Here is a 25,380-nt window from a genome sequence, read left to right as displayed (position 1 = left end):
TACGTCCCTGACACCGTCGGACCGGGTACAGATAAAGGCCGCGTCGTACGGGAAGTTCAACGAGGAGCCGACCCGCCCTGAGCTGGAGCGGTTCTTCTACCTCGACGACGAGGACCGCAAGCTGATCGCGAAGCGCCGTGGAGATCACAACCGGCTTGGGTTCGCGCTACAGATGTGCACGGTGCGCTACATCGGCCGCTTCCTGCCGGACGATCCGCTCGATGTGCCGTGGGTGGTGATCGAGCACATCGCGGAGCAGCTCGACATCGAGGACGTCTCCTCGGTCAAGCGGTACACCGAGCGGCAGCCGACGGCGTACGAGCACTCGTGGGTGATCCGGGACGTCTACGAGTACCACGAGTACGAGGATGCGGAGTGGGGCCGGAAGTTCCGTACGTTCCTGCACGGGCGGGCCTGGACGGCGCATGCGGAGGGCCCGAAGGCGCTGTTCGACCATGCGGTGGGCTGGCTGCGGAAGAACCGGGTGCTGCTGCCGGGGGTGTCGGTGCTCGCGCGGCAGGTGTCGGAGGTGCGGGAGATCGCGGACAAGCGGCTGTACGCGACGGTCGCCAAGGCGACGTTCCGCGCGGACAAGTCGCTGCCCGGGGACCTGACGGGGCTGCTTCAGGTGCCGGATGGGAAGCGGTTTTCGTACCTGGAGGAGCTGCGCCGGCCGCCGACGCGGACCACGGGCACGGCGATGAAACGGGCGCTGCAACGGGTGGACGAGATCGCGGTGTACCGCCTCGGGCGCCTCAAGCTGAACCAGCTGCCGCCGAACCGGCTGGCGGCGCTGGCCCGGTACGGGCTGGGCTCGAAGGCCCAGACGCTGGAGCGGGCGAGCGATCCGAGGCGCACGGCGATGCTCACCGCGGTGATGCGGCATCTGGAGGCCAAGGCGATCGACGACGCGTTGGACCTGTTCACGGTGCTGATGGCCACCCGCCTGATCAGCGCGGCGAAGCGAAAGACGGACAAGGAACGGCTGTCCACGCTGCCGCAGCTGGAGAAGGCGTCGCGCACACTGGCGCTCGCGGCGAAGGTGCTCATCGAGGAGCTGGAACTGGTCGAGGAGAGCGGCGGCGATGTGGACGTGGCCGCGCTGTGGCGGGCCGTGGAGGAAGTCGCACCGCGCGCCCAGATATCCAGCGCGGCCTCGCTCGTGGCGAGCCTGGTCCCGGAGGGCGACGGCGGCGCAGAGGCCGCCATGCGCGAGGCGTTGACCGGCCGCTACAACACGGTGCGGCCGTTCCTGTCGCTGCTCGGCGACACGAAGATGCTGGGTGCGGCCCCGGCCGGTGAGCGTGTCCTAGCCGCGGTCCGGCGCCTGCCCGCTCTCTCCCGGCGCCGGGTGGAGGAGAAGCCGCTGCTGAAGCGGGAGGTCGACGACAAGGTGGTGCCGCCGCACTGGCGCAAGGCCGTCTACGCCAACAAGGACCTGCCGCAGGGGGCGGTCGACCGCAACGCGTATGTGGTGTGCGTGCTGGAGCAGCTGTACCGGGCGCTGATGGGCCGCAACATCTTCGCCTCGCCCTCGCACCGCTACTCCAACCCGCGCGCGAAGCTGCTGGACGGCAGGCCCTGGGCCGCCGTACGCGAGGACGTCCTGGCGGGCCTGAGTCTGGACATGCCCGTCGAGGAGCACCTCACCGACCTGGTGCGGGTGCTGAATGCGGCGTGGAAGCAGATGGCCGACCGTCTCGAAGAGGCCGGCGCCGAAGCCAAGGTCTCCGTGGAGATCCCCGAGGGCGGAGGCCGCGCGAAGCTGAACATCGACAAGCTCGGGGCGCTGGGCGAGCCGAAGTCGCTGCGCTGGCTGCGCCGTCGGGTGGAGCGGATGCTGCCCAAGGTCGACCTGTCGGACCTGTTGTTCGAGGTGCACTCCTGGACCGGGTTCCTGGACGCGTTCGTGCACCTGGGCGACGGCAAGACCCGCATGAAGGATCTCGCGACGTCGGTGGTGGCGCTCCTGGTGAGCGAGAGCTGCAACATCGGGCTCACCCCGGTCATCAACCCCGCTCAGGAGGCTCTGACCCGGGCGCGGCTCTCCCACGTCGACCAGTACTACCTGCGCGCCGACACGATCGCGGCGGCCAACGCCACACTGATCGCCGCCCAGGCCGGCATCCCCATCGTGCAGTTCTGGGGCGACGGGCTGCTCGCCTCCGTGGACGGGCTGCGGTTTACGGTCCCGGTGCGCACCATCAACGCCGCCCCCAACCCGAAGTACTTCGGGTTCAAACGCGGCATCACCTGGCTGAACGCCGTCAACGACCAGGTCGCGGGCATCGGGCAGATGGTCGTGCCCGGCACCCCGCGCGACTCCCTGCACATCCTGGACGCCCTGCTGAACCTCGACGGCGGGGTGAAGCCGGAGATGGTCGCCACCGACAACGCCTCCTACTCCGACATGGTGTTCGGCCTGTTCAAGATCCTGGGCTACAACTTCTCCCCGCGCTTTCGCGACCTGGACGACCAGCGGTTCTGGAGAGCCGAGATGGACGGCGTCGAGACCGGCCCGTACGGAGCTCTGGAGGACCTGGCGAAGAACAAGGTGAACCTGAACAAGGTGATCCAGCACTGGGAGGACATGCTCCGGGTCGCGGGCTCGCTGGTCACCAATCAGGTCCGCGCCTATGACCTGCTGCGGATGTTCGGCAGCGCGAGCAAGCCGGCCCCGCTGGGGCAGGCGTTCGCCGAGTACGGCCGGATCGCCAAGACCCTGCACCTACTCCAGGTCGTCGACCCGGTCGATGACACCTACCGGCGCCAGATGGGCAAGCAGCTGTCCGTCCAGGAGTCCCGCCACACCCTCGCCCGGGACATCTGCCACGGCAAGAAGGGCCACATCCACCAGGCGTACCGCGACGGCATGGAAGACCAGCTGGGGGCGCTCGGCCTGGTGCTGAACGCCGTTGTCCTGTGGACCACCAAGTACATCGACGCCGCCGTCGCCCAGCTGCGCGCCGAGGGACACGAGATCGCGGATGAGGACATCGCCCGGCTGTCCCCGCTCAAGCACAAGAACCTGAACGTCCTGGGGCGCTACAGCTTCACCTCCTCCACCCCGGCCGGCGGCGCCCTGCGCCCGCTGCGCGATCCGAACGCCCCGATCCCCGAGGACGAGGAGGACGACGGGGTATAGACGCCAGTCGGCCCCGGTGCCGCCCCACGGTGGCTGACCGTCACGGCAACCCGACGCACCGGGTGCTACTCTTCTTGGCTAGTTGCATCATCGTCAGTTCATCTGCTCAGTACGGCCGTTGCCATCCCGGTGGCCCGGTCGAGCCAAGGCTCCATCCGTCATTGACCGGCGGGTGTCCTGAAAGAGCGGTGAGTTGGGTGGTGTGCGCCACAACCCTGGACGGCCACCCGGCCGGGAGGGCAGGTGGGGGCACGGTGCCGAGTCAGGTCCAAGCCCTCGCCCTCTGCTTACCAAATCGGTGAGCAGGTCGAGAGACTGAGGAAGACTCCCGTGTCCCATGTACCCACTTCGGCCGTCGAGCCGCAGCTTTCCTTCAGCATCGAGTCGGACGTCGTTGATCACCGACGGATCGGTGAGCGACTGCGTCCGCCCGCCTCTCAGGCGGTGATCGACAAGAGCGTCGCCGCCGGGATCGCGGCCGGGTTGAGCCAGGAGCTGGCCGAGACGCTGGCCGCCGCTGCTGCCGACCAGCAGCAGCTTCGCCGGGCCCTGCGCTCGCCGAAGGTGCAGCGTTTCGGCTCCGAGGAGTTCGAGTACATCGAGTTCGATGTCGTGACCTGGCGCGTCCTGCCGTCGCCCGACAACATCCGGTTCGAGGACGAGCACGCTCGCGGCACAATCGGCATGCCTCGGTTCGGGGCCGTCGAGGGGGAGGCGCTGCTCACCTTCGAGATGAACTCGGCCGACAAGCTGATCGACGCCATGGCCCCGCGGATCGCCGACATGGTGGCGAACAATCCGCACGTCGGCTCCATCCTCGACCGCGGTATCGAAACGCCGGGATGGCTGAGTGCCGTCCGGGTGATCACTGACTTGGGCGCCGTGACGAGGCTCGAATCCACGGATGGCTTCGGCCGTACCGTGGCCAGCCACGAGGGACTCGGCATCACGTTCAAGGACGTCGCGTGGAACCTGCGTCCCGGCAGCCGTCGCGCGACCAACCTGCTCCGGGACCTTGTGGAGTGGGCTGGAAGCGACATGGTCACGGACGAGCAGGCCCGCAAGGTCCGCTGCTCGATCATGCCCAATGCCCGGGTGGTCATCGGCTTCTCGGCCCCTCGGGGGTTCGACCGGGCCCGTCGGCGGTTCGTGGCGCATCTCCACATGGCGCCGCCCATGAACTTCTCCACCGCGACGACGCTGAACGCCAAGGCGAACGCCGCGGTGGACAACCTCTATGAACGCGGTCTGCTGCCCGTCCCCAGCGGGATGACCGCCGAAGGGGTCCGCGACATCCTCGACGGTTCGGACCGCGAGCACGACCTTCGTCCCGACGAGGTCGCCGTCCTGGCCTGTGGCGCACTGAACCCTCACGCGAACAAGCGCCAAGCCCGCGCGGTGAACGAGGCGATCGTCGATCTCACCGGCGCGAAGCCCAAGCTGGAGGAGCGCACCCAGCTGGCCGCCGAGGTCGCTCTGCGGGGCTTCCCCGCGGACAAGCGGCTCACCGCCCTGCGCTCGTCGCTCGACCGGGCCTGGCGCTGGTCGGTGCTGCGCGGCGTCGAGCTGACCCGCAGCTCCCCGCTCGACCTGCTGCCCGAGGCGCTTCGCGAGCTCGTACAGGCTGGAGAAGGCGCCGGGCCGGCCATCGCCGAGCTCGCCGCGCTGGCCAGCTACCACCTGGTAGGGGGCCGCACCCAGCTGCTGATCCGTTCCGAGTTCGGCGGCCGCGGCAGCAACACCGAGCCCCAGCAGATCATGCGGCAGCTGGCCAAGACCGACGTCGGCCTGCGGCAGCTGTGCCAGATCGTTCTGGACGGCCGGGCGGGACGGGACCCGCAGGAGCTGGCCAAGGGCACCATGCCGCAGGACAAGCGGATCGTGGACGCCGACATCCTCACCCCTGGGCGGCTGCGCGAACTCGCCGACCTGTTCGAGGGGGAAGGCATCACGCACGCCAGCCCCGAGGACCGATTCGCGATGGCGCTCAAGGAGTTCCAGGCACGCCTCGACGACCTGCTCGACGCGGCCCAGCGGGTCGGCGACGTGACCGGCCAGGACGGCGTGGCGCTAGTGGACACGCAGGGGTACGACAACTCCAACGTGCGGAACACGCTCGTCGAGATCACTGACCTCGTCTCGGAATGGCGGGGCGCCCGCCGCCGGGCCGACCGGATGCGGGCCGACCTGGACGAGAGCGGTGACGCTCGATGAAGCGCTCCACGTGCACGCTCACTCCGGAGAACTACAACACCGCGTGCGATCTCGCTGGAACTGCGCTGCTGCGGCGCATCCCGGCCGCCTCGACGATCCTGCAGATCACAGAGGATGGAGCTTGGAACGAATTCTCGACGGGTGTCTACATCGCCGCCGACTTCGAGAACGTCATCCGCTACACCGGGAGCGCGATCCGCGAGGGTTCGGTCGGTGACCGCGTCCAAGAGCACGTACTGCGCGGACGCGCCGCGCGATGGACCCGCCTGATGGTCGTCCCGCTGGCAGCGGACACCGAGGAGGGCCTCGTGCGCAGGATCGAGGGTCGGATCGGAACGGTCTTGCGGCCGCTCGACACCAAGCGGCTCCCCACGCTCGGAGGGCCGCCCCGACGACCTGCCTCGCGCAGGGCTTCCCGGTAACGTACGAAGGCACAGAGATGGCCCCCCACCGCCGAGGCGAAGCGGTGGGGGGCCATCTCTTGCTGGGCAGCCAGGCCTGTCGGCAAACGATCGTTTGCCGACAGGAGGTCGACGTGTCCAATGAACCCGTGCAATCCGGGGGTTCGCGGCGCCGCGAATCCAATCAGATCCGATGGTGATTGCTGACAGGGTTTGACGACAGCTAGGGTCCAATCCTCCGTACGGAAGGGGCTCCTCGGTGGCGAACCTGGTCTACAAGCGGGTCTCGACCGACCAGCAGTCGACCGACCGTCAGAACCTCGTCCTGGCCGAGGCCGGGATCGAGGACCCGGTCGTCTTCGAGGAAGACCCGGGCACCTCCAGCCGCCTCCACCCCCTCCAGCGGCCGAAGTTCAGCGAGCTCCTCACCTACGCGCGGCCCGGCGACACCGTGCACATCTCCGAGATGTTCCGCCTCGTACGCGGCACCGGACACATCCTCGACGTGCTCGACGTCCTCCACCGCGACCAGGTCGCGCTGCGCATCCACGACGGCGCGTTCTCCGCGATGGACCTCACCGCCCGCCACCCGCGCACCGGAGAGCTGCTGTCCACCGTGAAGTTCATGGTGCAGACCCTCGCCGCCGCCGGCGAACTCCAGCGCGACCTCCAGCGCGAGCTGACCTACGACGGACTGCGGGCCGCCGAGGCCAAGGGCAACAAGGGCGGGCGCCGCCCGGCCGTCACGGCCGCGAAGGCCGCCGCCGTGCGCGCCGGGTACCTGGGCGGCCAGTCCATCGCCGGTCTGGCCCGCGACCACCACGTCAGCCGCGGCGCCATCCGCACGGCCGTCGCCGACCTCATGCCCGAGCACACAGCTGACCACCAGGACGTCTCGGCCCCAGAACTGCCGGTCACCCTCGACATGCCGGGCAAGGTCGCCGACTTCCTGCGCGCGGCCGAACTGGAGCCCGCCGAGCGGGCCGCGCTCGACCAGGGCGTGACCGTACGGCGCGGCCAGGGCTTCACACTCCGCGTCCCCGCGGCGCCCTCGGTCCACCGCCAACTCCTCGGCCGCAGCCAGCCGCTCGACGCCCCCTCGGCAATCCCTGCCCAGCGCAAGGCCCGGCGCGAGTACGCGAACCGCGTCAACGCCCTCGGGACCGAGACCCCGTAGCGCGCCTTCAAAACCGGATGTAAGTAGTTGGCGTACAGGAAATCCCGGTGAGACGCTCTCGGCATGGTGTCGGACTCCAGTAGGCGGCACTGTCGTAAGTGCCCGCAGCCACGCTGTAGACATGACGCCTCATCCGCACGACAGGATTTGATGCGGATTGGGTGCGCTCCGATGCGCGCCATGCCTGTGGTGCGCGTGGGGCAAGCCGCGCGAGGAGTGTGGCATGAACGACCAGACCCAGTTCTGAACTCCGCATGTTGGGGTAGTTCTCGGGCCCATCCGTCGAGCGTAAGGTGCACCCCCCACCCCTGACCGTCGGATTGAGCGCCTGCCTGGCCCCGATGGTCCCGGACCGAACGAAAATCGGGCGGTTGTCATGGCTGTAACGGTTGATTCGTCATCGGAGAAGCGCAGGATTCTGATCTTCAGGCATCGGTCACCTGAACGCTGGTGGCGCCTCAGGGAACTCCACCTCGTCGCTACAGGGCAACGGCCAAAAAGTTTTGAGGTGCTGGACCCTGCGATCGCCGACAGCAAAGCGGCACTCGCGTACGAGAACGCGCTCGGCTCGATGATGGCCGATCAGATGGCGCTCAAGCACCAAGACCTTGCCGTCATGATGGAGGACATGGCGGACTTTCTGGAGTCGGTCGGGGTCGACGGCTTAGAGGCACCTCTCCTCTCTGGCCTCTTCGGTCTGGAAAACGGTCGTCACCGCACAACACTGGAGCGACTTACGGGGGTCCTACGCAACTCGCCGATCAAGGGGCTGGTTGCGGGAGGCACGGCCGCCTTCCCTGTCGTCGACCGCTTCAGTGGCCGACTGCGCTTCTACGAAACGGACGCCGTGCAGAACATGCTCAACTCCACGGAGTCCTGGCTGGGTGGCGTCAACGCGGGCATGGGCGGAGTCGGAGGGTTCGGCTATGGAGCGGGCGGCCCTGTCTTCAATGCCTTCGCCAGCAGCATTGCGGACCGTTCAACGGACAGCGACGTCGAAGGATTCTGCCAGGCCTTCGGGGAGGTTGCGGGCAGCTTCGTCGTGATTGCTGGCGCCGGTGTCGGGACCATGATCGGCGTGGAGATCGGCGCATTGATCGGCAGTGCGGCAGGACCGCCGGGAGCCTTGTTCGGCGCCGGAATCTTCGGAATGTTCCTCGGCCAGGTCGGCGGCGCCCTCGCCATACAGGCGTGGGAGTACGCAGGCGGCAATGAGTCCGCCACCCAGGCCTGTGAGGAGCGTCTCGGGGCCGACGATAAGAAGATGCCGAGTCCAGACAGTGCCGAGACCGGCCTCAAGGGTACTGAAGTCGACATCGCTCTTGCCCTCGCACGTCTCAACGCCGCAAAACGCCCTGCCCCTGACCAGGAGACAATCATGGTCGGTGAAGAGCCAGTCATCGTCGACAAACTACAGACCGTCATCTATCCCCAGCCTGAGAAGACGAACACTCCAGGGTGGGCTCCTCCGCCAGATGACATCTGGGTGATACCCCGCCCCGGCAACCCGCTCATGGGCCGGACCGGTTCCCTGCTCAAGCCAGGGGCGACAAGGATCCAGGTCACGGAGGACCGCATCGAGATCGGGTTCGCTCGTCCGCACACGGGTGAGTTTGTGCCCGAGGTCCGAGGGGCCACAGAGCAACGACAGCAGCCGGGCTCAGACCCGCATCGGCCATAGCATTCGCCGAGGTGCCGACGCGCCTTGGAGCGGCTCTTCTTCCTCGAAGCCTCCGAGCAACTCACGGTCGAGCTGTACGCGAGCCAAGCAAGATCAATCTCACAGGGACTTCCTGTACGCCAACTACTCACACCCGAAAACCAAGGGGGCTTCCGACCTGGGAGATGTCGAAGGCCTCCGCCGTTCCGCTGGTCACCGGCACCTTCGGATCGAAGGGCTTCGGCCGATCTCGGCCTGTCAAAACGTCTGACAGCAACACCGGCTTCCTGGACCGTTCCTACTCGGCACACAGGGGGCAGACCCCGGGATCAATGCGCAGAGCAGAAACAGAAGGAGTCACCTCACGGGTAGCAACTGGGGCGGCCCTGGCATCGGCAAGTCCGCCGCCCATTACAGTGGACCGGTTCCGTGTGGTAGTCGACAGCCTTGGCATCGGTCTCGTCGTATTCGTGCCCGTGGCGACAGGTGGAGCGGTTGGTCATGGCCCGAGTGTGCCAGGAACCAGGTGCGCACCCGACGATGCTCGTTCTCACTCACATCCGCCGCTGTGCCAAGCCACGCCCGTCTTCAAGATCATTTCATGGCTCCTTTTGGGCTTACCTCGGCGCTACCCCACCGTACGGCGCGGCCAGGGCTACACCCTGCGCGTCAGCGCCATCCCGGCGATACATCGCCAACTCCTCGACCGCTGCCAGCCGCTCGACAACGCCGCAGCGATCCCGGCACAGCGCAAGGCCCGCCGCGAGTACGCGAACCGCGTCAACAGCCTCGGGGCTACCAGCTGACCAAGATCATCCCGTGGCGGCTTTTGGGCTCACCTTGGCTGGACCCCCGACACCCGCGATCAGAGATACCGCCTCAGCCAGTCGGGCATGCTCGGCTCGTCAATTCCCCAGGACTCCTGGAACGATTCGTCCTGCTGCCAGGTGTTCTCATCGCCGTCGAAGAACTTCTGCCGGTGGCACTTGTACTTGACGACGGTGTCGCCTTCGAGCCTGTACTCGTTCCAGTAGTAGTTCTGCTTCCCGTGGCCTTTCCACTCCTGGGTCTTGTAGATCGTCGTCATGAAGTCGGAGTGTAGTCGGGGCGCTGAGGCGGCTTTGCGCCTTGGTTACGGTGTTGGCCGTCCACGGTGCACCCGTAGCCGTGGCCTGCGAAGACAACGCTCTTCGGGGCCGGGTCAGCTCCCGGCCTTCTCCAGCAGGTCGGCCGCCGTGCGCAGGGCGGCGGCGAGGCCCTGCTGGGCCCACGTGCCGTACCCGGAGATCCGCAGGACCTCGACACTGCCGAGGTCGGCGTGCTGGGCCTCGCCGTTACCCGGTTCGTCGCAGTCGGTGTAGGCGGCGCGTACGCGGTAGCCGTGCTCCGCCGACTCCGGGTCGAGATACAGGGTCACGTCGCACTGCTCGCTGAGGCGCTCGTGCGTCACCGCGACGGCGACCGCGCCGATCGGGCCGGGCCGCAGGTCCACCAGGTCCGCGTGCTGCCATCCCTCGTCGGCGTGATCCGGGGCGTCGAAGACATCCCCGGCCGGGTCAGCGGTCTGATCAGTAGTCATGACCGACTAACGACCAGCGCCGCAGGGAGTGCTGAGGCCGCCCTGAGCTGGCCCGCAGCCGCTTAGCGTTGTTTTTTCGGCAAGCGACGAAACCGCGAAACATCTCCACCGGGCCTGCGGGGCGGGGTAGACCGTCGGTATGGAACCGGACGAAAGCTCGCTCCCGGACATCTGTGATCTCTGCGGGCACCCGCTGGACGAGGAGACGGAGCTGCTGGCGCTTGTCGACGACTCCTCCGCCATCCACACCAGCGACCCGAAGATGGACGGCAAACGACTGGTGACCGTGTGCTCGCCCGACCACCTCACGGAGCTACAGCGGCAGTACGCGGAGCGGCCCTACTCCGAGCCGGAGTTGTGGGCAGGCAAGATCGCCCGCGCGATGCGCTCCTATCCGAACGGGATCAAACCCAAGCAGTTGCGACGCGAGACCGGACTGACGGACCAGCAGATCGATACGGCCGTGAACTGGCACAACGAGCGTGCCCGGCGCCACCAGGCCGACGGGTCCGACGGGTCCGACGGAGCCGAGTAGCCAGGTATCCCGTTACTCACGCCCTCTTCGCGGCCATGATCAAGTGCTTAGCGTTAAGGGCTGTACCGCTACTACTCAACCCCGGTTTCCTCGGCGAGCTCGCGCACCCCGGCCCCGTCCAGCGGTTCCGCACCGTCGATCTTCCCGCCCGGAGCCTCCCACATGCCGCGTTTGGACCAGCCGAGCAGGACACGCCCGTGCTCGTCGGTCACGACAGCCAGCGCCCCGGCAACGGCGTAGCCGGTGGCCGGCACGGACCGCTCCACGGCGACCGTGTCCGCACACGGACCGCGCAGGACCAGCGCCGCCAGGTCGCCGGCGGCGATGCGCTGCACGCTCGTCCATCCGCAGGTGAGGGCGGTGATCTCCTCTTCGTCCAGTGCGATGCGCCGCTTCTCGGCCGGGGTGTGCGCGGCCAGCGGGGTAATGACCAGCATGGTGCCGCCCTCGCGTAGTCGGCGCCCGAGTGCGTGCAGGACACGGGTGCGGTCGTTCAGGAAGGCCACCGAGAGGCGGAAGACCACCAGGTCATAAAGGTCGTTGCCCAGCGGGGCGGGGTCGTCGCGTTCGATGTCCAGGCACAGCCACCGCACCTCCGCGTCGGGGTGGTCCGTGCGGGCCTGCTCCAGGGCGCCCTCGGCGAAGTCAGCTCCGTCGACGGTGTACCCGAGCGAGGCAAGATACACGGACATCTCGCCCGTCCCGCACCCAACGTCGAGCGCGCGGCCGCCCTCGGGCGCCGGCGCGTGCTCGACGAGCAGGCCCTTCTCCTCGTCCCCGAGCCGCCGGAAGCCTCGCCCTTCGATGTAGCACTTGGACCAGTCAGTCCGGGTGATTCCCACAGATCGCTCCTTCGTGAAAGGCAGGCGGTGTCAGGGCAGTTCGACGGGTCCGTACAGGGCGGCCGGCCGCTGGGTGTGCAGTGCCCAGTACCGGTCGCCGAACGACCAGTGCCACCATTCGGTGCGGTACGGGACCATGCCCGCGGCGGCAAGGGCACGGCTCAAAGTGGCCCGGTTCGTGCGGGCCGGGCCACTGAGGCTGCGGGCATCGGTGTAGCAGGCGCCGTCAGACTCCTCCGGTGAAGCGTTGACGCGCGTTCCCATGTCCAGCTCGCGGCCCTGGTGGTCGATCAGCGTCACGTCGACGGCCGCGCCGGCGGAATGCGGCGCGATCTCCGGAGGCGACACGAAGCGGCTGGCGGCCGCCCGGAGCTCGGCCGCCTGCCAGTCCGGGTGGGCGCGCGCGAGCTCGTCGGAGTACTCCTCGAAATACCGACGCTGCAGGGCCGGCGGCCGGAAGCCCTCGACGAACAGCAGCGACACACCAGTGGGAAGCAGCGACTGGGCGTGCAGCAGCCGGGCAAGAACGCCTTGCCGAACGTGGGCCCAGGCCCCCGCCGCGTCCCGTTTGCGGTCGTCGACCTTCAGGCCGTGCGCGCGGGCGTCGACGAGAACCTCGCCGCACTCCTGCACGGGGATTGCGGCGACTCTCCGGTCGGACATCAAGACAATGTTGCTGGCGATCACGCGGTCCCCCAGGTGTCGACGTATGCGGCCACGCCGGTGCGGCGGGCCTCCTCCACGGAGCGCAGCCGCACGAAATCACGAGCCGGCATCAACGCCTCCCACTCGGCCAGAGGCAGAACGCGGGCCTCGTCGTGCTCGCGCGCGTTGAGGGTGAGACCCCGGATCTGTGCATCGGTGAGGCGCCCGCCATCGAAGACGAGCTGCAGCGTGCTGTACGGACGCTGCGCCCGGGGCTGGCCGTACACGGTGGCCAGCAGCCGGGGCGGGCCCACGGCGGTCATGCCGGTCTCTTCCCGGCACTCGCGCACCACCGCGTCCCAAGGCCGCTCGCCCAGATCCATCGCGCCGCCGATCATGTGCCAGGGGTGGCCGGGGGAGTAGACGGAGTGCAGCTGGAGCGGCCGGTCGTCCCCGTCGGTGATGTAGAGGCATACGAACGCGGCCGCCCGGGGCAGTGCGTCGGCGTACTGCTGCGGCGGCACCCACGCCGAATCCGGCTGCGCACCAGGCGCGAGACCGGCGGGTGGGCGGTGGCGGGTCATCCGCATGAGCGCCGGGTTGCCGCTGAAGCCGAGCTCCCGGTACAGGGGCGCGGCCTCCGGGCTGGTGTGCAGCTCAAACAGTGTGACGTCCTCGACGTCGGCGAGGTGGTCGAGGAGAGAGGAGACGACGGCCCGGGCGTAGCCGCGGCGCCGGTGCTCCGGGTGCGTGGCGACCAACTGCACGCGGGCGGCCCGGCCCCGGGGGTAGGCGGGCGCCGCCAGGACGGGGTGGATCAGCCCAAGGGCGCAGGCGGCCATCGTGCCGTCCGGGGCGTCGACGACGAAGGCCCGCGCATCGCCCTCCGGCGTCAGCCGTGGCGCCAGCTCGTCCGTGCACCGGCGGACCCAGTCCTCGGTGAACGGTGCGGCCAGGACGTATGCGGAGCGCATCCGGGTGATGGCCTCGGCATCAGTAGGCGTTGCCGCGCGGACCGGCGGTCGCCCGGCGGCGTCACGCGGCTCGGCCGCGGAAGTGGGTGCCGTGTCTGCGTTCACGTCGCATCTCCTGTCGGTGAGAGGGCTGCACGGTGCTCGGCGCGCAGCCGGGCCAGGGTCCGCCGGCCGCGTTCGACCAGCTCGGGATCGCGGTGGGCGACGCCGTACGCGATCCCGCTCACGGAATCGAGCGCTGCGTCGATGACGAGGCAGGCCTCCTCAGTGGCAGTCAGGGACCTGCCGTACCCGGCCAGAAACGCCTCGAACAAGTCGACGCGGCCGGACCAGGCATCGGACAGGCGGACCAGATCCCGAACGGCCGGTCCCGGCTCGCTGCGCTCGAAGTCGATCACCGCCACGAAGACATCAAGGGCGTCCGACTCGTCAGCGGCGGCAGGGGTGAACAGGACATTGCGGAGCTGGAGATCGCCGTGGGTCTCCACCCACTCCAGCGGTGGCAGGTCCTCGGCCTGCCGGACGAGCTCGCGGACGAACTCCTCATCACCCGGGAGCAGATGAGACCGTGCTCCGGCCAGGTGCCGGTCGGCCTTGGTCACGGCCGGACCGCTGCCGGCAGGGGCGGGCTGCGGGGGAGAGGACTGGTGGATGCGGCGGGCCAGCGCCCCGATCCGGTAGAAGACCGCCATCTCCCGCGCCGGTGCCAGAACAACGCCGTGCAGCGGGCGGCCCGGCACCGCGGTGAGGACCACCGCCCGCAGCGCCGCGTCGGCGGCGACCAGCCGCGGCGCGGCCACCCCCAGTTCCGGCGCCCACGTCCGTAGCCCCCGCACTTCCCTGCCGTGGAACCGCTCGCTCTGGTGGACCTTGACGTACCAGGTGCCGCCCTGGACGCCGTGGACCCGCCACACGCGGCTCTCCTCGCGCGCCCATGAGGTATCCGTCCACTGCGCGATCCGCCCGACTGCCCGCTCCGCGAACTCCACGACCGCGGCATCGGGCCGGGCGCCGGACGCCTGGCCGGTCACGTCCGGCACAAGGCACAGCCGGTCGGCACCGGGGTCGAAGGCGGCGGTGTCGCCCGGCCGTTGAAAGTGCACGGCGAGGTGCGCACTGGCGGTGTAGGCGTCCAGGCCCGCACGGCAGTACGCCACCATCGGGGCGGGCAGGGCGGTAAGGGGTGCCCAGCCCATCGCGTCGCAGACGTCCGGCTCGGCGATCTCGGGCTCGCCCTTCCACCACCGGACCTCGAAGAAGTGCCCGGTATGACTGGCGCCTCCAGGGCTGCGGTGGTGCACGGTCACGGCGGCCCGCACGCCGGCCGGGTCGATGACGACGCCGGTCTCCTCCCGCGCCTCGCGGATCAGGGCGGTGACCACGTCCTCATGCGGACCGTCCAGATGCCCCGACGGCAGGTGCCACAGGCCGGCGGCGTACACCTGCCCGGCCCGCCGGGACAGCAGGACCCGAGGCCCGTCGGCGGTCTCCCGGCGCAGGATCAGGTGGACGTCCACCGGCTCGGTGTGCCGCTGCCCGCCGCTCACCGCGCTTCCTTTGGACGCTCGGCGAGCAGAACCCTGAACGTTGCTTCCTCGATCAGTGAGCCGTCCACACGGCGGGCGCCCGCCCGGCGCGCGAAGGACACCTGTCCGGTGCCCAGGTCGAGCAGCCCCGGGGACGGCCGACCCCACAGCGTGCCGGCAAGCAGACGCCCCGTCGCGTCCGGCAGACCGGGGCGGTAGCGGGGATAGGTCAACGCCGCGCCCTCGAACATGGTCGACTGCTCCGGTGCAAGGCCCGGAAAGGGCCCGTCGGGGTAGGTCACGAGGTGGCTCCCTCATCAAGCGGGTGGGGGGCAGGTAGGTGCCAGGACAAGTGTCCGCACTTCGACGCGGCGCGCTGCTCGCCGTTCGCGTCGAAGGAGAGGCGGTAGCGGTCAGGGGAGCGTGCGGCCCGCCACCGGTCGGCGAGGTCGTGGATCTCCTTCCAGATGTCCCGCGGCCCTTGGACGGCGACGCTCCAGCGGCGGTGGCCCACCGGCTCCGCACGCATCCAGGATCCGCAGCCGGGTGCGCCGATCGCCAGGTGCTCAGAGCCGAAGTCCCGCACCAAACCTCCGAGGAGGTGGTCAGCCGCCAGCCAGAAACCGCGGTCGCTGTCCGCGGGCGGCGCCAGCATGCTCCGCTGGGTCCACGTGCCGGGCTCGGTGGCCATGCGCTGCCGGAACTCCTCGCTGAGCCAGATCCGCTCCATGCCGTGCCCAGCACGGTGGGCGAACTCCACGGCCCGCAGCTCCGCCGTGACATGCCCGTCCGCAGTGCGCTCGACGACGGCGAGGCCGGGCCACGACGGGGACGCGCTGGTCACGTGCGCCAGCAGCGTCCCGCCTGACGCGAGTTGCTCGACCAGGGCCGTCGGTACGCGCTTCACCGTGTACGACATGAAGATCCGGTCGAACTCCCGGCCCAGCAGGCCCTGTTCGCCCGACCCACACACCACCTGCGGCCGGAAGCCGAGATCGACCAGCCGGGCCGCGGCCGCGTCGGTGAGGTGCCGGTCCCGGTCGAGGGTGACCACCCCCTGGTCACCGCAGACCTGGCAGGCCACCGCGGCGGTCACCCCCGCGCCCGTCCCAACGTCCAGCACCCGCAGACCCGAGCCCAGATCCAGCTCCTCCAGCAGCGAGGCGGTCAAGCCCATCACCGTCGACATCGACGTGATCGACGCCCCCGACCGCGTCCCGCGCGCCCGGCCCAGCAGCGGCTCCCCATCGTGCTGGACGAGCACACTGGCCCCGCCGTACAGCACCCCGACCAGCTCCGGGCGGTCCTGCGGCGCCGACCAGTCCAGCAGATCCCACCGCGGCGGCTCCTCACCCGGGGTGCTGCGCCGTACATATGCCTGCGGCATCAGCACTTCGCGGGGCATCGTGAGGAGGGCGTCGCGCACCGGGCCCGGCTGCAGAGACCCGTCCTCTTCCAGCCGGGTGACCATCGCCGCCCGCGCGGCTGCCGGATCCGCTTCCGCGTCCGTCGGCGTGGCCCCGCCGGCCGGGTCGGCGGCGGGGCAGGTGTCCAGAGTGCTCATCACTCGCCCCAGCCCTGCTCGGAGTACGGGTGCCCTCGAAGGATTCCGTCGATCGCCATGCGGGTGTACGGCACGACCTCGGCCGGAAGGTCACGCGGCTTCCACCACCGCCACTCCACGCACCGATCAGGCTCCAGGACCTTAGGGTCGCCGGTCCAGGAGCGAGCCTGGAAGACGAGCGCGATCCTCGGCCGGGCGTCGGGGGAGTCGACGTGGTGCACCGTGTGGACGAGATGGACGTCCTTGGGCGCGATGGTGAGGTCCGCTTCCTCTTTCGCCTCCCGGACCAGGCAGTCGATCGCCGCTTCCCGCTCGCAGTGGCCGGCCAGGAAGCGCCAGGTGTCCGGCGCATACGTGGAATCCGGGTGACGCAGGCCGAGGAGGATCCGGCCCTGGTTGTCCTGGAGATGGAGGTGAACGCCGACGATGTGCAGCTCGGTCCCCGACGGGGCTTCGTCGGCCAGCGGCCCGGTGCCGTCCGGCGGACCCTCGGCCGCGGGGTGCTCGGCGGCGTGGCGCCGGATCAGCTCCCCCAGACCGGGGCTCAGGCGCAGCCGATCGAGCATGTCCACAGTGCACCCCGTCAGCAGCACACCTTCACGGAGATCCACCGCCGTGGCATCACCGCTCCAGCGTCCGGCGTAGAAGCGCCCCTGGTCGGATGCCGTCTGTGTCACCATCGGTGCTCATGCCCCCCACCTCGTATCCAGTCGTAGTGAGCGGCGCGCATAGACGTCGCACGGCCGCGTTCCGCAGGTCGGTGAAGTGAGTGGGGACCGTCGGCGCTGTTCGATTCCGGGGCGATGGGTGGGCGCGGGCTCAGGGTTCATGGTGCGTCCTCCGTCTGAGCGGCCGGTTGGTACTGGTGCTCTAAGAACGCGCCGTATCCGGGACCGTAACGGCCCCGGACGGGCGGATTTGTCGAACGTGAATACGCTCCTGGTGTTCGGGACAAGGGCCGTCTGCCTGGTCGCTTTTCAATCCACACATTCGAGTGGTTGGCGACGTGCGGCGCCCGATCAGGGGCTTGCGCGGCGGCAGGAGTGGGACAGCGTGTGTGGTGGTGGATCATGCCCAGGCTCTGCTGGAAGGTGACCAGGGCCTCGGAGAGGTCGAGCCGCAGCCCCGCTCGCCGGCGTCGCGTCCCCAGGGCGGGAAACCCTGGGGCGGGTGGCGTGAACGACTTGGCGGGCGGTGCGGAACATCTCGGCGCCATGGGCACCGTCGGGGAAGCGTTCGACGACGCGATGGTGTAGGTGCTGCCGGTACGCCAGTTCGGTCAGCCCGCTGAAGACCGACATGTCGAGTTGCTGCTGGGAGTGGAAGCAGGCCAGAGCGGCTTGTTTGGCGGCCAGGAGGTCGGGGGTGCCGATGAAGTAGAGGGTCGGCTCGAAGCCGTGGCTGTAGGGGGAGCGGAAGTAGTACAGCGCCTCCGCTTCGCGCAGGGCCACGGTGGTGGCCTCGTCGGCCGTGATGCGGTGGTCGAGGTGCTGGTCATCGGGGAAGTGGGTGTACACGATGTCCGGGCGTCGCTTGCTGAAGACGCGGAAGAGCTCCCGGTTGATCTCCACGCGCCGTTCCACGAACTCATTGTCGGGGATCTGGGAGAAGGAGTACTCCGCGACGCCGAGAAGCGCGCCAGCGGCCCGGCACTCGGATCGGCGCTGGTCGGCTTCCTCGGCGGTCGACGCACCGGGGCTGAGACAGTGCACCCGTACGTGGTCGCCGGTGAGGGTGTGATCGCGCAGGCGCATGCCCATGGCGATCTCGGCGTCGTCGGGGTGGGCCACGACGATCAGGACGTCGGTCACGGGCGGGCCTTTCGCGAACGGAGCTTGAGGATGATGGCGCTGTGCAGGGCGCGGCCCTCCGTTCCCTGCCAGCGGAACGGCTCCGTGGGGGCGGTTGGCCAGCGCAGGTAGTGCATGCTGCCGACCACGCCGGGCCGGCTGGCGTGCCGGTAGGCGATCTTCGAGGAGGCGCCGCCGTCGAGGTGGAAGACGCGGTGGGGGTCAAGGCCGTCGCCCGCGCAGAGTTCGGCGGTCTCATGCGGGGTGGCGCCGCGGAAGGTGTCCGTGCCAGGGGCGCCGTCGAGGATCTGCAGCACCAGTCGGCCCTCGTGCAGGGCGATCAGCGTTCGGGCGTGCCGGGCGCCCTGGAACGGGGATGTGCCCAGGCAGGCGTCGTAGGCGTCGGTGAGCCCCTCCGCGGCGTCTGCGACGCTCGGTCCCAGGGAGAAGCCGGATTCGAGCACGTCCGCTCCGTGACCGGCGATCTGGGTGATCTCCACGGGCGCACCGACGGTCGCGTCCGCCAGGAGGCGGTCGGCGCGCAGGATGAAGCTGCCGCTGAAGAGGTCGCTGCCGGCCCCGGGCCGGATGTGGTCTACCCGCAGCCCGTGCTCCGCACTGCCGGTCACCACGTAGTCGACGGCGAAGGCGGACAGGGGTGTGACGTTGGACGGCCGGTCGACGTAGCGCTGGAAGCCGGTACGCGGGTGGTCGCGGTAGAGGATCCGGCAGTTCGCGGCGCCGTAGACGAGCAGGGGCGCGGCCGGGCCCGGGGGCGTGCCGGGTTCCTTGGAGCCGATCCACCGGTAGGGCCGGCCGCCGAGAGTGAGCGTCCCGCGCGCCGGGAGGGGCTCGATGACGGGCTGACCGTCGCGTACGAGCAGCGCGGGCTTTTCGGCGGTCGGCGCGCTGATCACGGTGCCGTTGCGGCAGCAGAAGTCCAGACACGGTTCGGCAGGCTGGTAGGCGGGATCGTCGGAGATGAAGGCGAACGAACCGCTCACAGCGGCCAGAACGTTGCCGGACACCAGTTCGGGCAGGTGGAAGGTGCTGGTCCGGGAGTGCACCTCGGCGCGTACGCATTCGAGGTCGAGGGTGAGCGTGTGGACGTTGGTGAAGCTCCCGGCGCCCAGGTCCACGCACCGGCTGCGCAGGCGTGCGCCGGGCGCGAGCGGGAGGTCCCGGTCGGTGGCGCGGACCGCGAAGGCGCGATGGTCCGCGGAGAGGGCCTGGATGTCCGGGACGTCGTAGCCGTGGGCGTGAAGTGCCCGGAGGGCGTCTTGGTCTTCGTCGCCGCGGGAAGGTGCGGTGGGCGTCGTCATGCGGCACCCGTCTTTGGCTGTGCGGCGCGCACGAGGTCCTGGAGGGTGAGTGTCCCGTGGTCGAGCAGGGCGCGTGCTCGCCCGCGGTAGCGGTCGGCGAGCGCGGCCGGCTGACCGGCCGAGTAGGGGACGACGCTGTCGCCGAGGCGGTAGAGGACGATTCCGGCGGCGACGGTGGCGGCCAGCGCCGCGTCCGGCCGCGTCAGGGTCCGCTCACCGTCGTAGCCCGTGAGCAGCGCCGTGAGCAGGGCGGGAAGTTCGCGGGGGCGGTTGAGGTGGTGGATCAGAAGGTGTCCGGCGAAGTAGCCGAGGTCGTAGAGCGGCCAGCCGTGATGGGCGTTGTCGAGGTCGCACAGGCCGATCCGGGCGTCGGTGATGCTGATGTTCTTCGGTGCCAGGTCCCCCAGGACGAGCTGGTGTTCGGGGCGGCCGGCCATCTCCGCGCAGGCCGCGTCCAGAGCGGGGTGGCCCAGGGAGCGGAGGGCGAAGTCCCGCCGGTAGGCGGGGAAGCGCGGGTCGAGATGCTGCCGCTGGGGTGCGTGTGCGTCGCGGGTGGCCTGGTGGACGCGGCGAAGTGCGCGGCCCAGGCGGGCCATTTCGCGGACGGTGGCAGATCGCTCGGTCAGGTGCTGGTGGTAGGTACGGCCGTCGGGGAAGACGTCGCTGAGCACCATCGCGTGCGTGTCGTCGTGGAAGGCGAGAACGCGCGGGAAGACGCCGGGCGCGGCGGCGTGGTAGAGCGCGAGCAGCCGGCGCTCGTCGCCGATGAGCGCCGGGTCGGCGCGCAGGGACGGGATGCGGGCGAAGTGTTCCCGGCGGATCTTGATGATCACGCGGCCGGCGGGTCCGCGGACGGAAAAGACGTGGGCGACGTTGCCGCCGCTGACCCGCTCGGTCACCAGGGGAACGCCCGTGTGGGGGCGGCAGTCGGCGAGCACCCGGGTCAGGGCCTGACCCAGGAGGTCGGCCAGGGACGGCGGGGACACCGTGGGGGAGGCGCTCACCGCACGACCACCTCCCGGCACCGCACCGGTGCGGGGATCGCGGCGAGTGGCGGCGTCAGGCTCAACGTGACTTCGGGCGAGGCGCCCGTCCAGCGGCGGGCCATCGACAGGTAGGTGCCGGCCATCAGGGCGGCGGCCGTGCGGTGGGTGGTGAGGTCGGAGCGCATCTGGTGGCGGCTGCGCCGCCCGTTGAGGTGGAGGAGGAACTCGTGCATGCTGCGCCGCCGCGAGGACTGCTGGGTCGGCGCCGCGATCCGGTCGTCCACGGTGGTGGTGAGGGCGTCGTGGCCGAGGCGTGCGTAGGGCTTCCAGCCGGGCCGGAAGCGGTCGTTGCGGAAGACGTGCACCTCGATATGCCGGTCCCCGCCGGTCGCGTACCGGTCGCCGATGGAGGAGTCGTCCTCCAGGGTCTGCAGGGAGTGCAGGTGCAGTGCCTGGAAGGGGCCTTGCTGGATGATGTGCGTCTCCTGCCGGACGCGGCCGTTGCCCTTGTAGAGGGCGGCGGCGGGGGCGAGATTCCCGCGCTGGGAGAAGCCGTTGTGGAACAGGTTGAGGGTGCCCAGGGTGAGGGTGCGGCCGGCGCTGGTGAAGGCCAGGGAGATGCTCGCGTCGACTTCGCCGAAGCCGCGGAGCCCGGTGTACAGCTCGGCGTCGGTGTACCGGTTGCGGGTGGCGAAGCCGTCGAAGAGCCGCTCGTAGTCGGTGACGCCGAGCTGCGCCAGGAGGTCGGCGGGCCGGGTGACCTCGGTGTGGACGCGCACGGTGTCGGCGTTCTTGCCGCTGGTGTCACCCGCGGCCAGCAGCCACGGGATGATGTCGAAGAAGTGGTAGCCGCTGTGGGCGCACTTGCCGTAGCCGCGGTCGTAGCCGTGGTAGTCGAGGTCGAGCAGTTCGTCCGGCAGGCGCCACTGGCCGTCGCTGTGGAAGGACTGCACGGAGGTGACCGGGCAACCGGTCGTCTCGGCGACCTCGGCGATGAGGGCGCGCAGCTGCCAGAACGCCGGGTGGTAGCGGCGCTGGGACTGCACGCTCACCATGAGGTCGGGACGGCGCTGGCGGGCGAGTTGGTAGTGGGCTAGGAGGTCGTCCACGTCGGTGAGGACCGCGGCGGCCTGTGCCGGGTCGGTGGAGGCATGGGCGCGTATCCCCAGCGGCTTGTCCAGCAGGACGCTCAGGCCGCGTTCGAGGGCCCAGCGGGCGTAGACCATGTGGAAGGCGGGCTCGGTGGCTATCACCACTGCGTCGATGCCGCGGCGGGCGACGATGCCGTCCAGGGTCTGGCGCACGGCTTCCGGCAGCGTCTGTTCCTTGGCGGGGAACGGCACGATGGGGGTCACCGGCAGGTCGTGCGGTCCGTCGTCGCTGTCGAAGACGGTCAGGACGCTGGCGGCGCCGAGGACGTCGACCCCGCAGATCGTGCCGACGAGGCCGTCGCGCTGTCCGGCGGTCAGGGCGGGCAGGTGGGAGCGGCGGGCGTGCGGGCCGACACCGATCACCAGGACGTTCTTCATGTCTTCTCCTTCCACTGCGGCATGCGGGGGCGGTGGGGGGCGGGCCTCATCGGTGCAGCTCCGGCGCGTGCCCTCGGCGGCGCAGCTCGGGCAGGACGCCTTCGCCGACCCTGTATGCCTCCTCCAGGTGGGGGAAGCCGGACAGGATGAACTCGTCGATGCCCAGGTCCGCGTACTCGGCGATCCGGTCGGCGACCTCGGTGTGGCTGCCAACCAGCGCCGTTCCGGCGCCGCCGCGCAGTAGCCCGACCCCGGACCAGACGTTGGGGTAGATCTCCAGGTCGGACCGGGCCCAGGAGTCGTCGCGAAACGGCTTGTGCAGGGCATTCATCCGTGCCTGGCCGGTGGACTCGCTGGCCGCGAGCATGTTCTGGACCCGTCCGACGTGGGCGGCATCGAGGCCGACGAGGAGGCGCTCGGCCGCGGCCCACGCTTCGGTGCTGGTGTCGCGGGTCACGACGTGGAAGCGGATCCCGAACCGCACCTGCCGGCCGGCCTGATAAGCGAGTTCGCGTATCCAGGCGATCTTCTGGGCGACCTGGTCGGGCGGCTCGCCCCAGGTGAGGTAGGTGTCGATGTGACGGGCCGCGACGGGCCCGGCCTCCGACGAGGACCCGCCGAAGTACAGCCGTGGCAGCGGGTCGGGCGGGGCGAGCACGGTGGCGTTGACGACGTCGTAGTACTGGCCCTTGAAGATGAGCGGCTCGCCGCTCCAGGCGCCGCGCAGCACGGTGAGGAACTCGTCGGTGCGTGCGTAGCGGTCGGCTTTGACCAGGTGGTCGCCGAAGCGGGCCTGCTCGTCGCGTTCACCCCCGGTGACGACGTTGAGCAGCAGCCGGCCGCCGGACAGGCGCTGGAGAGTGCTGGCCTGCTGCGCGGCCAAGGTGGGGGAGATCAGGCCGGGACGGAAGGCGACCAGGAACTTCAGCCGTTCGGTCTCCTGCGCGAGCGCGGCGCAGGTGAGCCAGGCATCCTCGCACCACGTGCCGGTGGGCGTGAGGATGGCGTCGAAGCCGTTCGCCTCAGCTGCCTGGGCGATCTGCGTCAGGTAGCGGATGGTCGGTGGTCGGAAACGGTCGGCCGTGACGCGGGCCGGTTTGCCGCCGGCGGCCTCCGGGCCGTGGGTACCTCGGGTGCCGACGGTCAGAGACCGGCCGTCGCTGGCGGTGGGCAGGAACCAGTGAAAACGCATCACGTGCACTCCAGACGTCGAGAGGATGAGGATGGGGAGGAGGTCAGTCCGAGGTGAAGTTGCCGGCTGCGCGGGCCTGCAGCCGCCGGTAGAGGCCTTCGTCGAGTTGGATGCGGCCTGCACTCCGGGCGCGCGCCGCACGGTCCTTGCTCTCCTGGCCGGGCAGGCGCACGTTTCCGCCTTCGCGTGTCGCGGACTGCCGGATCGTGGCGACGAGGCGGGTGTTGGCCGTCAGGTGACTGTCACCCTGGCCGGCGTAGGACGGGTCGAGGGCGATGAACGTGTAGCCGGTGGTCCAGGTGGAGTCCACGCCCTCGCCCATGGGGAAGCCGAAGAGGGAGCCGGTGAGTACCTGGATGAGCAGGGAGAGGGCGAAGCCGCGGTGTTCGCCGAAGACCATCGCCGCACGGGCGGCGTCGGGGTCGTCGGTGAACACGCCGTGCTCGTCGACGAAACAGTCCGTGGGCAGTGGTGAGCCGGAGCGCCGTGCCTCCCAGAGCACGCCCATGGGGGCCAGCGTGGTCGACATGTCCGCGCTGATGGTGCCATCGCTGGTCGGGAAGGCGAAGCTGACCGGGTTGACGCCGAGGATGGGGGTCCGGGCGCCGTGCACCGTGGCTTCCGGGCGCGAGGTGTTCGCCACCAGGCCGACCATGCCCCACTCGGCGATGTGCTCACTGAACGACGCGAGGATGCCGTACCGCTGGGTGTTGACCATGCCGACGATGCCCACGCCGAGCCGGCGCGCCTTGCGGGCGGCGATCCGGGCGGCGAAGTCGGCGCTGAGCGGCCCGACTTCGCGTCGGCCGTCCACGATCGCCATGGCGCCGCGCTCGTGCGTGATGCGGGGCGGGCCGATGCGCTGGGAGAAGAACTGCGACTCGAAGGCGAACTTGGCCACGCCGTGGGACGGTTTCCCCCGCAGTTCACCGTCAAGGTAGTGCTCGACGACGCGGGCGGTCCCGCCGCTGGGCACGCCGGCCTGGGTGCAGGTGGTCGTCATAAGCGCGCGGATGTCGTCGATGTCGACGTCCAGGCGGGCGGTTCCTGCCGGGCCGGGCCGGGCCGCGGATGCGCTGTCCCCGTCGGCGGGTCTCGCGTAGGAAGGTAAGGGTTGGCGGGGGCCGGTCTCGTGGGCAGGTATCACGCGCGTCTCCGGACGTGGTGGGCGGGAAGGCGCTGGGCCCCGGGCAAAGGTGCGGCGCCCGGGGCGGGTGGGTCAGCGGGGGGCGCGGACCATGTGCTGCAGGACGGTGCGGCCTCGGTCGATGAGGACGGTGTCGGTCTTGGTCAGGCCGGTGTTGAGGTAGGAGACCCCCAGGCGGGCGGTGAGCAGGACGAGCGCGCGCTGCTCGGTCGACGACAGAGACCGGCCGTATCCGGTGAGGAAGGCGTCGCGCAGGTCGGGGCGGGTGGGCCACGCGGCGCCGCACAACCACACGAGGTCCTCGATGGCGAGGCCCGGCGCGGACTCCTCGAAGTCGATCAGGCCGTGATGCCCCGGCGTGGGTTCCGGGTCCCAGAGCCAGTTGCGGGGTGAGTAGTCGCCGTGCCGGTAGACCAGCGGGAGCCCTTGGGCGAGGCCGGGCAGGTCACGGGCCGCGTCACGGACGAGATCCTGCTCGGCGGGGGAGAACTGGTCGCCGAGGCGGTCCAGGATCATGGCGGCCTCATCGGCCTGCGCGGTCACCGACGCCATGATGCGCTGGTGCTCAAGGTCGCTGACCGGCTCCGGGGCGTCGTGCCAGCGGCGCAGCAGGTCACCGGCGAGCCGGTGCACCTGCTGTTCCTCGGCCTGCTCCAGCGGCAGTCCCCGTACGACGCGCCCGGGGAGCGCGGAGAGGACGACCGCCGGCCGTTCCGGGGCCCTGGCCAGCAGGTGCGGCGCCTCGTCCGCAGCGAGCGCCCGCTTCGCGTGCTCGCAGCCCTTCACCTCGCGCTCGTACGTCTCGGCGGAGGGGTAGAGCTTGACGAAGACGGTGCCGTGGTCCGCGCGAACGCGCCAGACGCGGGAGTCCCCGCGCGGCCAGGAGGCGTCCGTCACGGCGGCGGTGTCCATGCCGGTGACGTGACGGGTGATCCACTGGTGCAGGTCCGGGGGCAGAGAGACGGCGTTCGTCATGGGGCTGGCTCTTTCACGAGGTACGAGGAGGGCGTGGTGCGCGCAAGGCGTGCAGTCCCTGGGGCAGATGTCGAATCTATTCAGCGGCCGGCTGGCGCGTGGGCGTCCAGCACATGCGGCGGGCCTCGGACCGTGGCCGCGCGCTGACCGCACCGCTGCGTGCTGCGTGTCGGTGCG

General features: G+C 70.0%; 23 protein-coding genes. 7 read left to right on the top strand and 16 right to left on the bottom strand.

Annotation, left to right across the window (positions count from 1 at the left end):
• Nucleotides 1-7 precede the first annotated feature (7 nt).
• The 6 genes from KM933_RS21695 (at nt 8) to KM933_RS21670 (ending at nt 9,403) form a co-directional block, all read left to right on the top strand.
• Nucleotides 8-3,145 carry a Tn3 family transposase gene (locus tag KM933_RS21695; RefSeq protein ID WP_221354791.1) on the top strand — a complete coding sequence of 1,046 codons (3,138 nt, stop codon included), beginning with the start codon at nt 8-10 and terminating at the stop codon, nt 3,143-3,145.
• Nucleotides 3,146-3,475: 330 nt separating this feature from the next.
• Complete coding sequence (locus KM933_RS21690) at nt 3,476-5,359, top strand: hypothetical protein (protein ID WP_221354670.1); 1,884 nt, start codon at nt 3,476-3,478, stop codon at nt 5,357-5,359.
• Nucleotides 5,356-5,781 carry a hypothetical protein gene (locus KM933_RS21685; protein WP_221354668.1) on the top strand — a complete coding sequence of 142 codons (426 nt, stop codon included), beginning with the start codon at nt 5,356-5,358 and terminating at the stop codon, nt 5,779-5,781. The genes KM933_RS21690 and KM933_RS21685 overlap by 4 nt, the downstream gene beginning before the upstream one ends.
• 238 nt (nt 5,782-6,019) lie before the next feature.
• Nucleotides 6,020-6,937, top strand: coding sequence for a recombinase family protein (locus KM933_RS21680; RefSeq protein ID WP_221354666.1), 918 nt, complete (start codon nt 6,020-6,022; stop codon nt 6,935-6,937).
• A 376-nt stretch (nt 6,938-7,313) separates the two neighbouring features.
• Nucleotides 7,314-8,618, top strand: a complete 1,305-nt coding sequence (locus KM933_RS21675) for an MGR2/ROMO1 family protein (RefSeq protein ID WP_221354664.1) — start codon at nt 7,314-7,316, stop codon at nt 8,616-8,618.
• A gap of 590 nt (nt 8,619-9,208) precedes the next feature.
• Nucleotides 9,209-9,403: a hypothetical protein gene (locus KM933_RS21670; protein ID WP_260333941.1), complete on the top strand. Its 195-nt coding sequence runs from the start codon at nt 9,209-9,211 to the stop codon at nt 9,401-9,403.
• 59 nt (nt 9,404-9,462) lie between these two features.
• Here the strand turns inward: KM933_RS21670 and KM933_RS21665 are convergent, their stop codons facing one another.
• Nucleotides 9,463-9,684 (bottom strand): hypothetical protein, encoded by a 222-nt coding sequence (locus KM933_RS21665; RefSeq protein WP_221354662.1) that lies wholly within the window; start codon nt 9,682-9,684, stop codon nt 9,463-9,465.
• 114 nt (nt 9,685-9,798) lie between these two features.
• Nucleotides 9,799-10,176: a hypothetical protein gene (locus KM933_RS21660; RefSeq protein ID WP_221354660.1), complete on the bottom strand. Its 378-nt coding sequence runs from the start codon at nt 10,174-10,176 to the stop codon at nt 9,799-9,801.
• A gap of 139 nt (nt 10,177-10,315) precedes the next feature.
• On the opposite strand from KM933_RS21660, the gene KM933_RS21655 reads away from it, so the two are divergent.
• Nucleotides 10,316-10,711, top strand: coding sequence for a hypothetical protein (locus KM933_RS21655; RefSeq protein ID WP_221354658.1), 396 nt, complete (start codon nt 10,316-10,318; stop codon nt 10,709-10,711).
• 71 nt (nt 10,712-10,782) lie between these two features.
• Here the strand turns inward: KM933_RS21655 and KM933_RS21650 are convergent, their stop codons facing one another.
• The 14 genes from KM933_RS21650 to KM933_RS21585 all read right to left on the bottom strand — a co-directional run bounded on the left by KM933_RS21650 (nt 10,783) and on the right by KM933_RS21585 (nt 25,203).
• Nucleotides 10,783-11,553, bottom strand: coding sequence for a bifunctional class I SAM-dependent methyltransferase/NUDIX hydrolase (locus tag KM933_RS21650; RefSeq protein WP_308013497.1), 771 nt, complete (start codon nt 11,551-11,553; stop codon nt 10,783-10,785).
• A gap of 30 nt (nt 11,554-11,583) precedes the next feature.
• Complete coding sequence (locus tag KM933_RS21645) at nt 11,584-12,216, bottom strand: M15 family metallopeptidase (RefSeq protein WP_221354789.1); 633 nt, start codon at nt 12,214-12,216, stop codon at nt 11,584-11,586.
• 20 nt (nt 12,217-12,236) lie between these two features.
• Nucleotides 12,237-13,277 carry a GNAT family N-acetyltransferase gene (locus KM933_RS21640; RefSeq protein WP_221354656.1) on the bottom strand — a complete coding sequence of 347 codons (1,041 nt, stop codon included), beginning with the start codon at nt 13,275-13,277 and terminating at the stop codon, nt 12,237-12,239.
• Entirely contained in the window at nt 13,274-14,719 is a 1,446-nt protein-coding gene (locus KM933_RS21635) for a phosphotransferase (protein ID WP_221354654.1), read from the bottom strand. The genes KM933_RS21640 and KM933_RS21635 overlap by 4 nt, the downstream gene beginning before the upstream one ends.
• Nucleotides 14,716-15,000, bottom strand: a complete 285-nt coding sequence (locus KM933_RS39535; RefSeq protein WP_260333940.1) for a hypothetical protein — start codon at nt 14,998-15,000, stop codon at nt 14,716-14,718. The genes KM933_RS21635 and KM933_RS39535 overlap by 4 nt, the downstream gene beginning before the upstream one ends.
• Complete coding sequence (locus tag KM933_RS21625; protein WP_221354652.1) at nt 14,997-16,262, bottom strand: protein-L-isoaspartate O-methyltransferase family protein; 1,266 nt, start codon at nt 16,260-16,262, stop codon at nt 14,997-14,999. Before KM933_RS21625 ends, KM933_RS39535 begins: the two co-directional genes overlap by 4 nt.
• Complete coding sequence (locus KM933_RS21620) at nt 16,262-16,942, bottom strand: NUDIX domain-containing protein (protein WP_221354650.1); 681 nt, start codon at nt 16,940-16,942, stop codon at nt 16,262-16,264. Before KM933_RS21620 ends, KM933_RS21625 begins: the two co-directional genes overlap by 1 nt.
• A 339-nt stretch (nt 16,943-17,281) precedes the next feature.
• Complete coding sequence (locus KM933_RS21615) at nt 17,282-18,073, bottom strand: PIG-L deacetylase family protein (protein WP_221354648.1); 792 nt, start codon at nt 18,071-18,073, stop codon at nt 17,282-17,284.
• Nucleotides 18,070-19,374 carry a phosphodiester glycosidase family protein gene (locus tag KM933_RS21610; RefSeq protein WP_221354646.1) on the bottom strand — a complete coding sequence of 435 codons (1,305 nt, stop codon included), beginning with the start codon at nt 19,372-19,374 and terminating at the stop codon, nt 18,070-18,072. Before KM933_RS21610 ends, KM933_RS21615 begins: the two co-directional genes overlap by 4 nt.
• On the bottom strand, nt 19,371-20,378 hold the full coding sequence (locus tag KM933_RS21605; RefSeq protein ID WP_221354644.1) for a phosphotransferase family protein: 1,008 nt from the start codon (nt 20,376-20,378) through the stop codon (nt 19,371-19,373). Before KM933_RS21605 ends, KM933_RS21610 begins: the two co-directional genes overlap by 4 nt.
• Nucleotides 20,375-21,889 carry a Gfo/Idh/MocA family oxidoreductase gene (locus KM933_RS21600; RefSeq protein ID WP_221354642.1) on the bottom strand — a complete coding sequence of 505 codons (1,515 nt, stop codon included), beginning with the start codon at nt 21,887-21,889 and terminating at the stop codon, nt 20,375-20,377. Before KM933_RS21600 ends, KM933_RS21605 begins: the two co-directional genes overlap by 4 nt.
• 46 nt (nt 21,890-21,935) lie before the next feature.
• Nucleotides 21,936-23,081, bottom strand: coding sequence for an LLM class flavin-dependent oxidoreductase (locus KM933_RS21595; RefSeq protein WP_221354787.1), 1,146 nt, complete (start codon nt 23,079-23,081; stop codon nt 21,936-21,938).
• A 43-nt stretch (nt 23,082-23,124) separates the two neighbouring features.
• Nucleotides 23,125-24,228, bottom strand: a complete 1,104-nt coding sequence (locus KM933_RS21590) for an Ldh family oxidoreductase (protein ID WP_308013496.1) — start codon at nt 24,226-24,228, stop codon at nt 23,125-23,127.
• Nucleotides 24,229-24,300: 72 nt separating this feature from the next.
• A complete protein-coding gene (locus tag KM933_RS21585; protein WP_221354640.1) occupies nt 24,301-25,203 on the bottom strand; it encodes an aminoglycoside phosphotransferase family protein in 903 nt (300 codons plus the stop codon).
• Nucleotides 25,204-25,380 lie beyond the last annotated feature (177 nt).

Origin of the sequence: Streptomyces beigongshangae (assembly GCF_019710745.1) — a bacterium.
Classification (GTDB): Bacteria; Actinomycetota; Actinomycetes; order Streptomycetales; family Streptomycetaceae; genus Streptomyces; species Streptomyces beigongshangae.
Note: the sequence above shows the minus strand (reverse complement) of the source record. Positions and strands in the feature narration are given on the sequence as shown.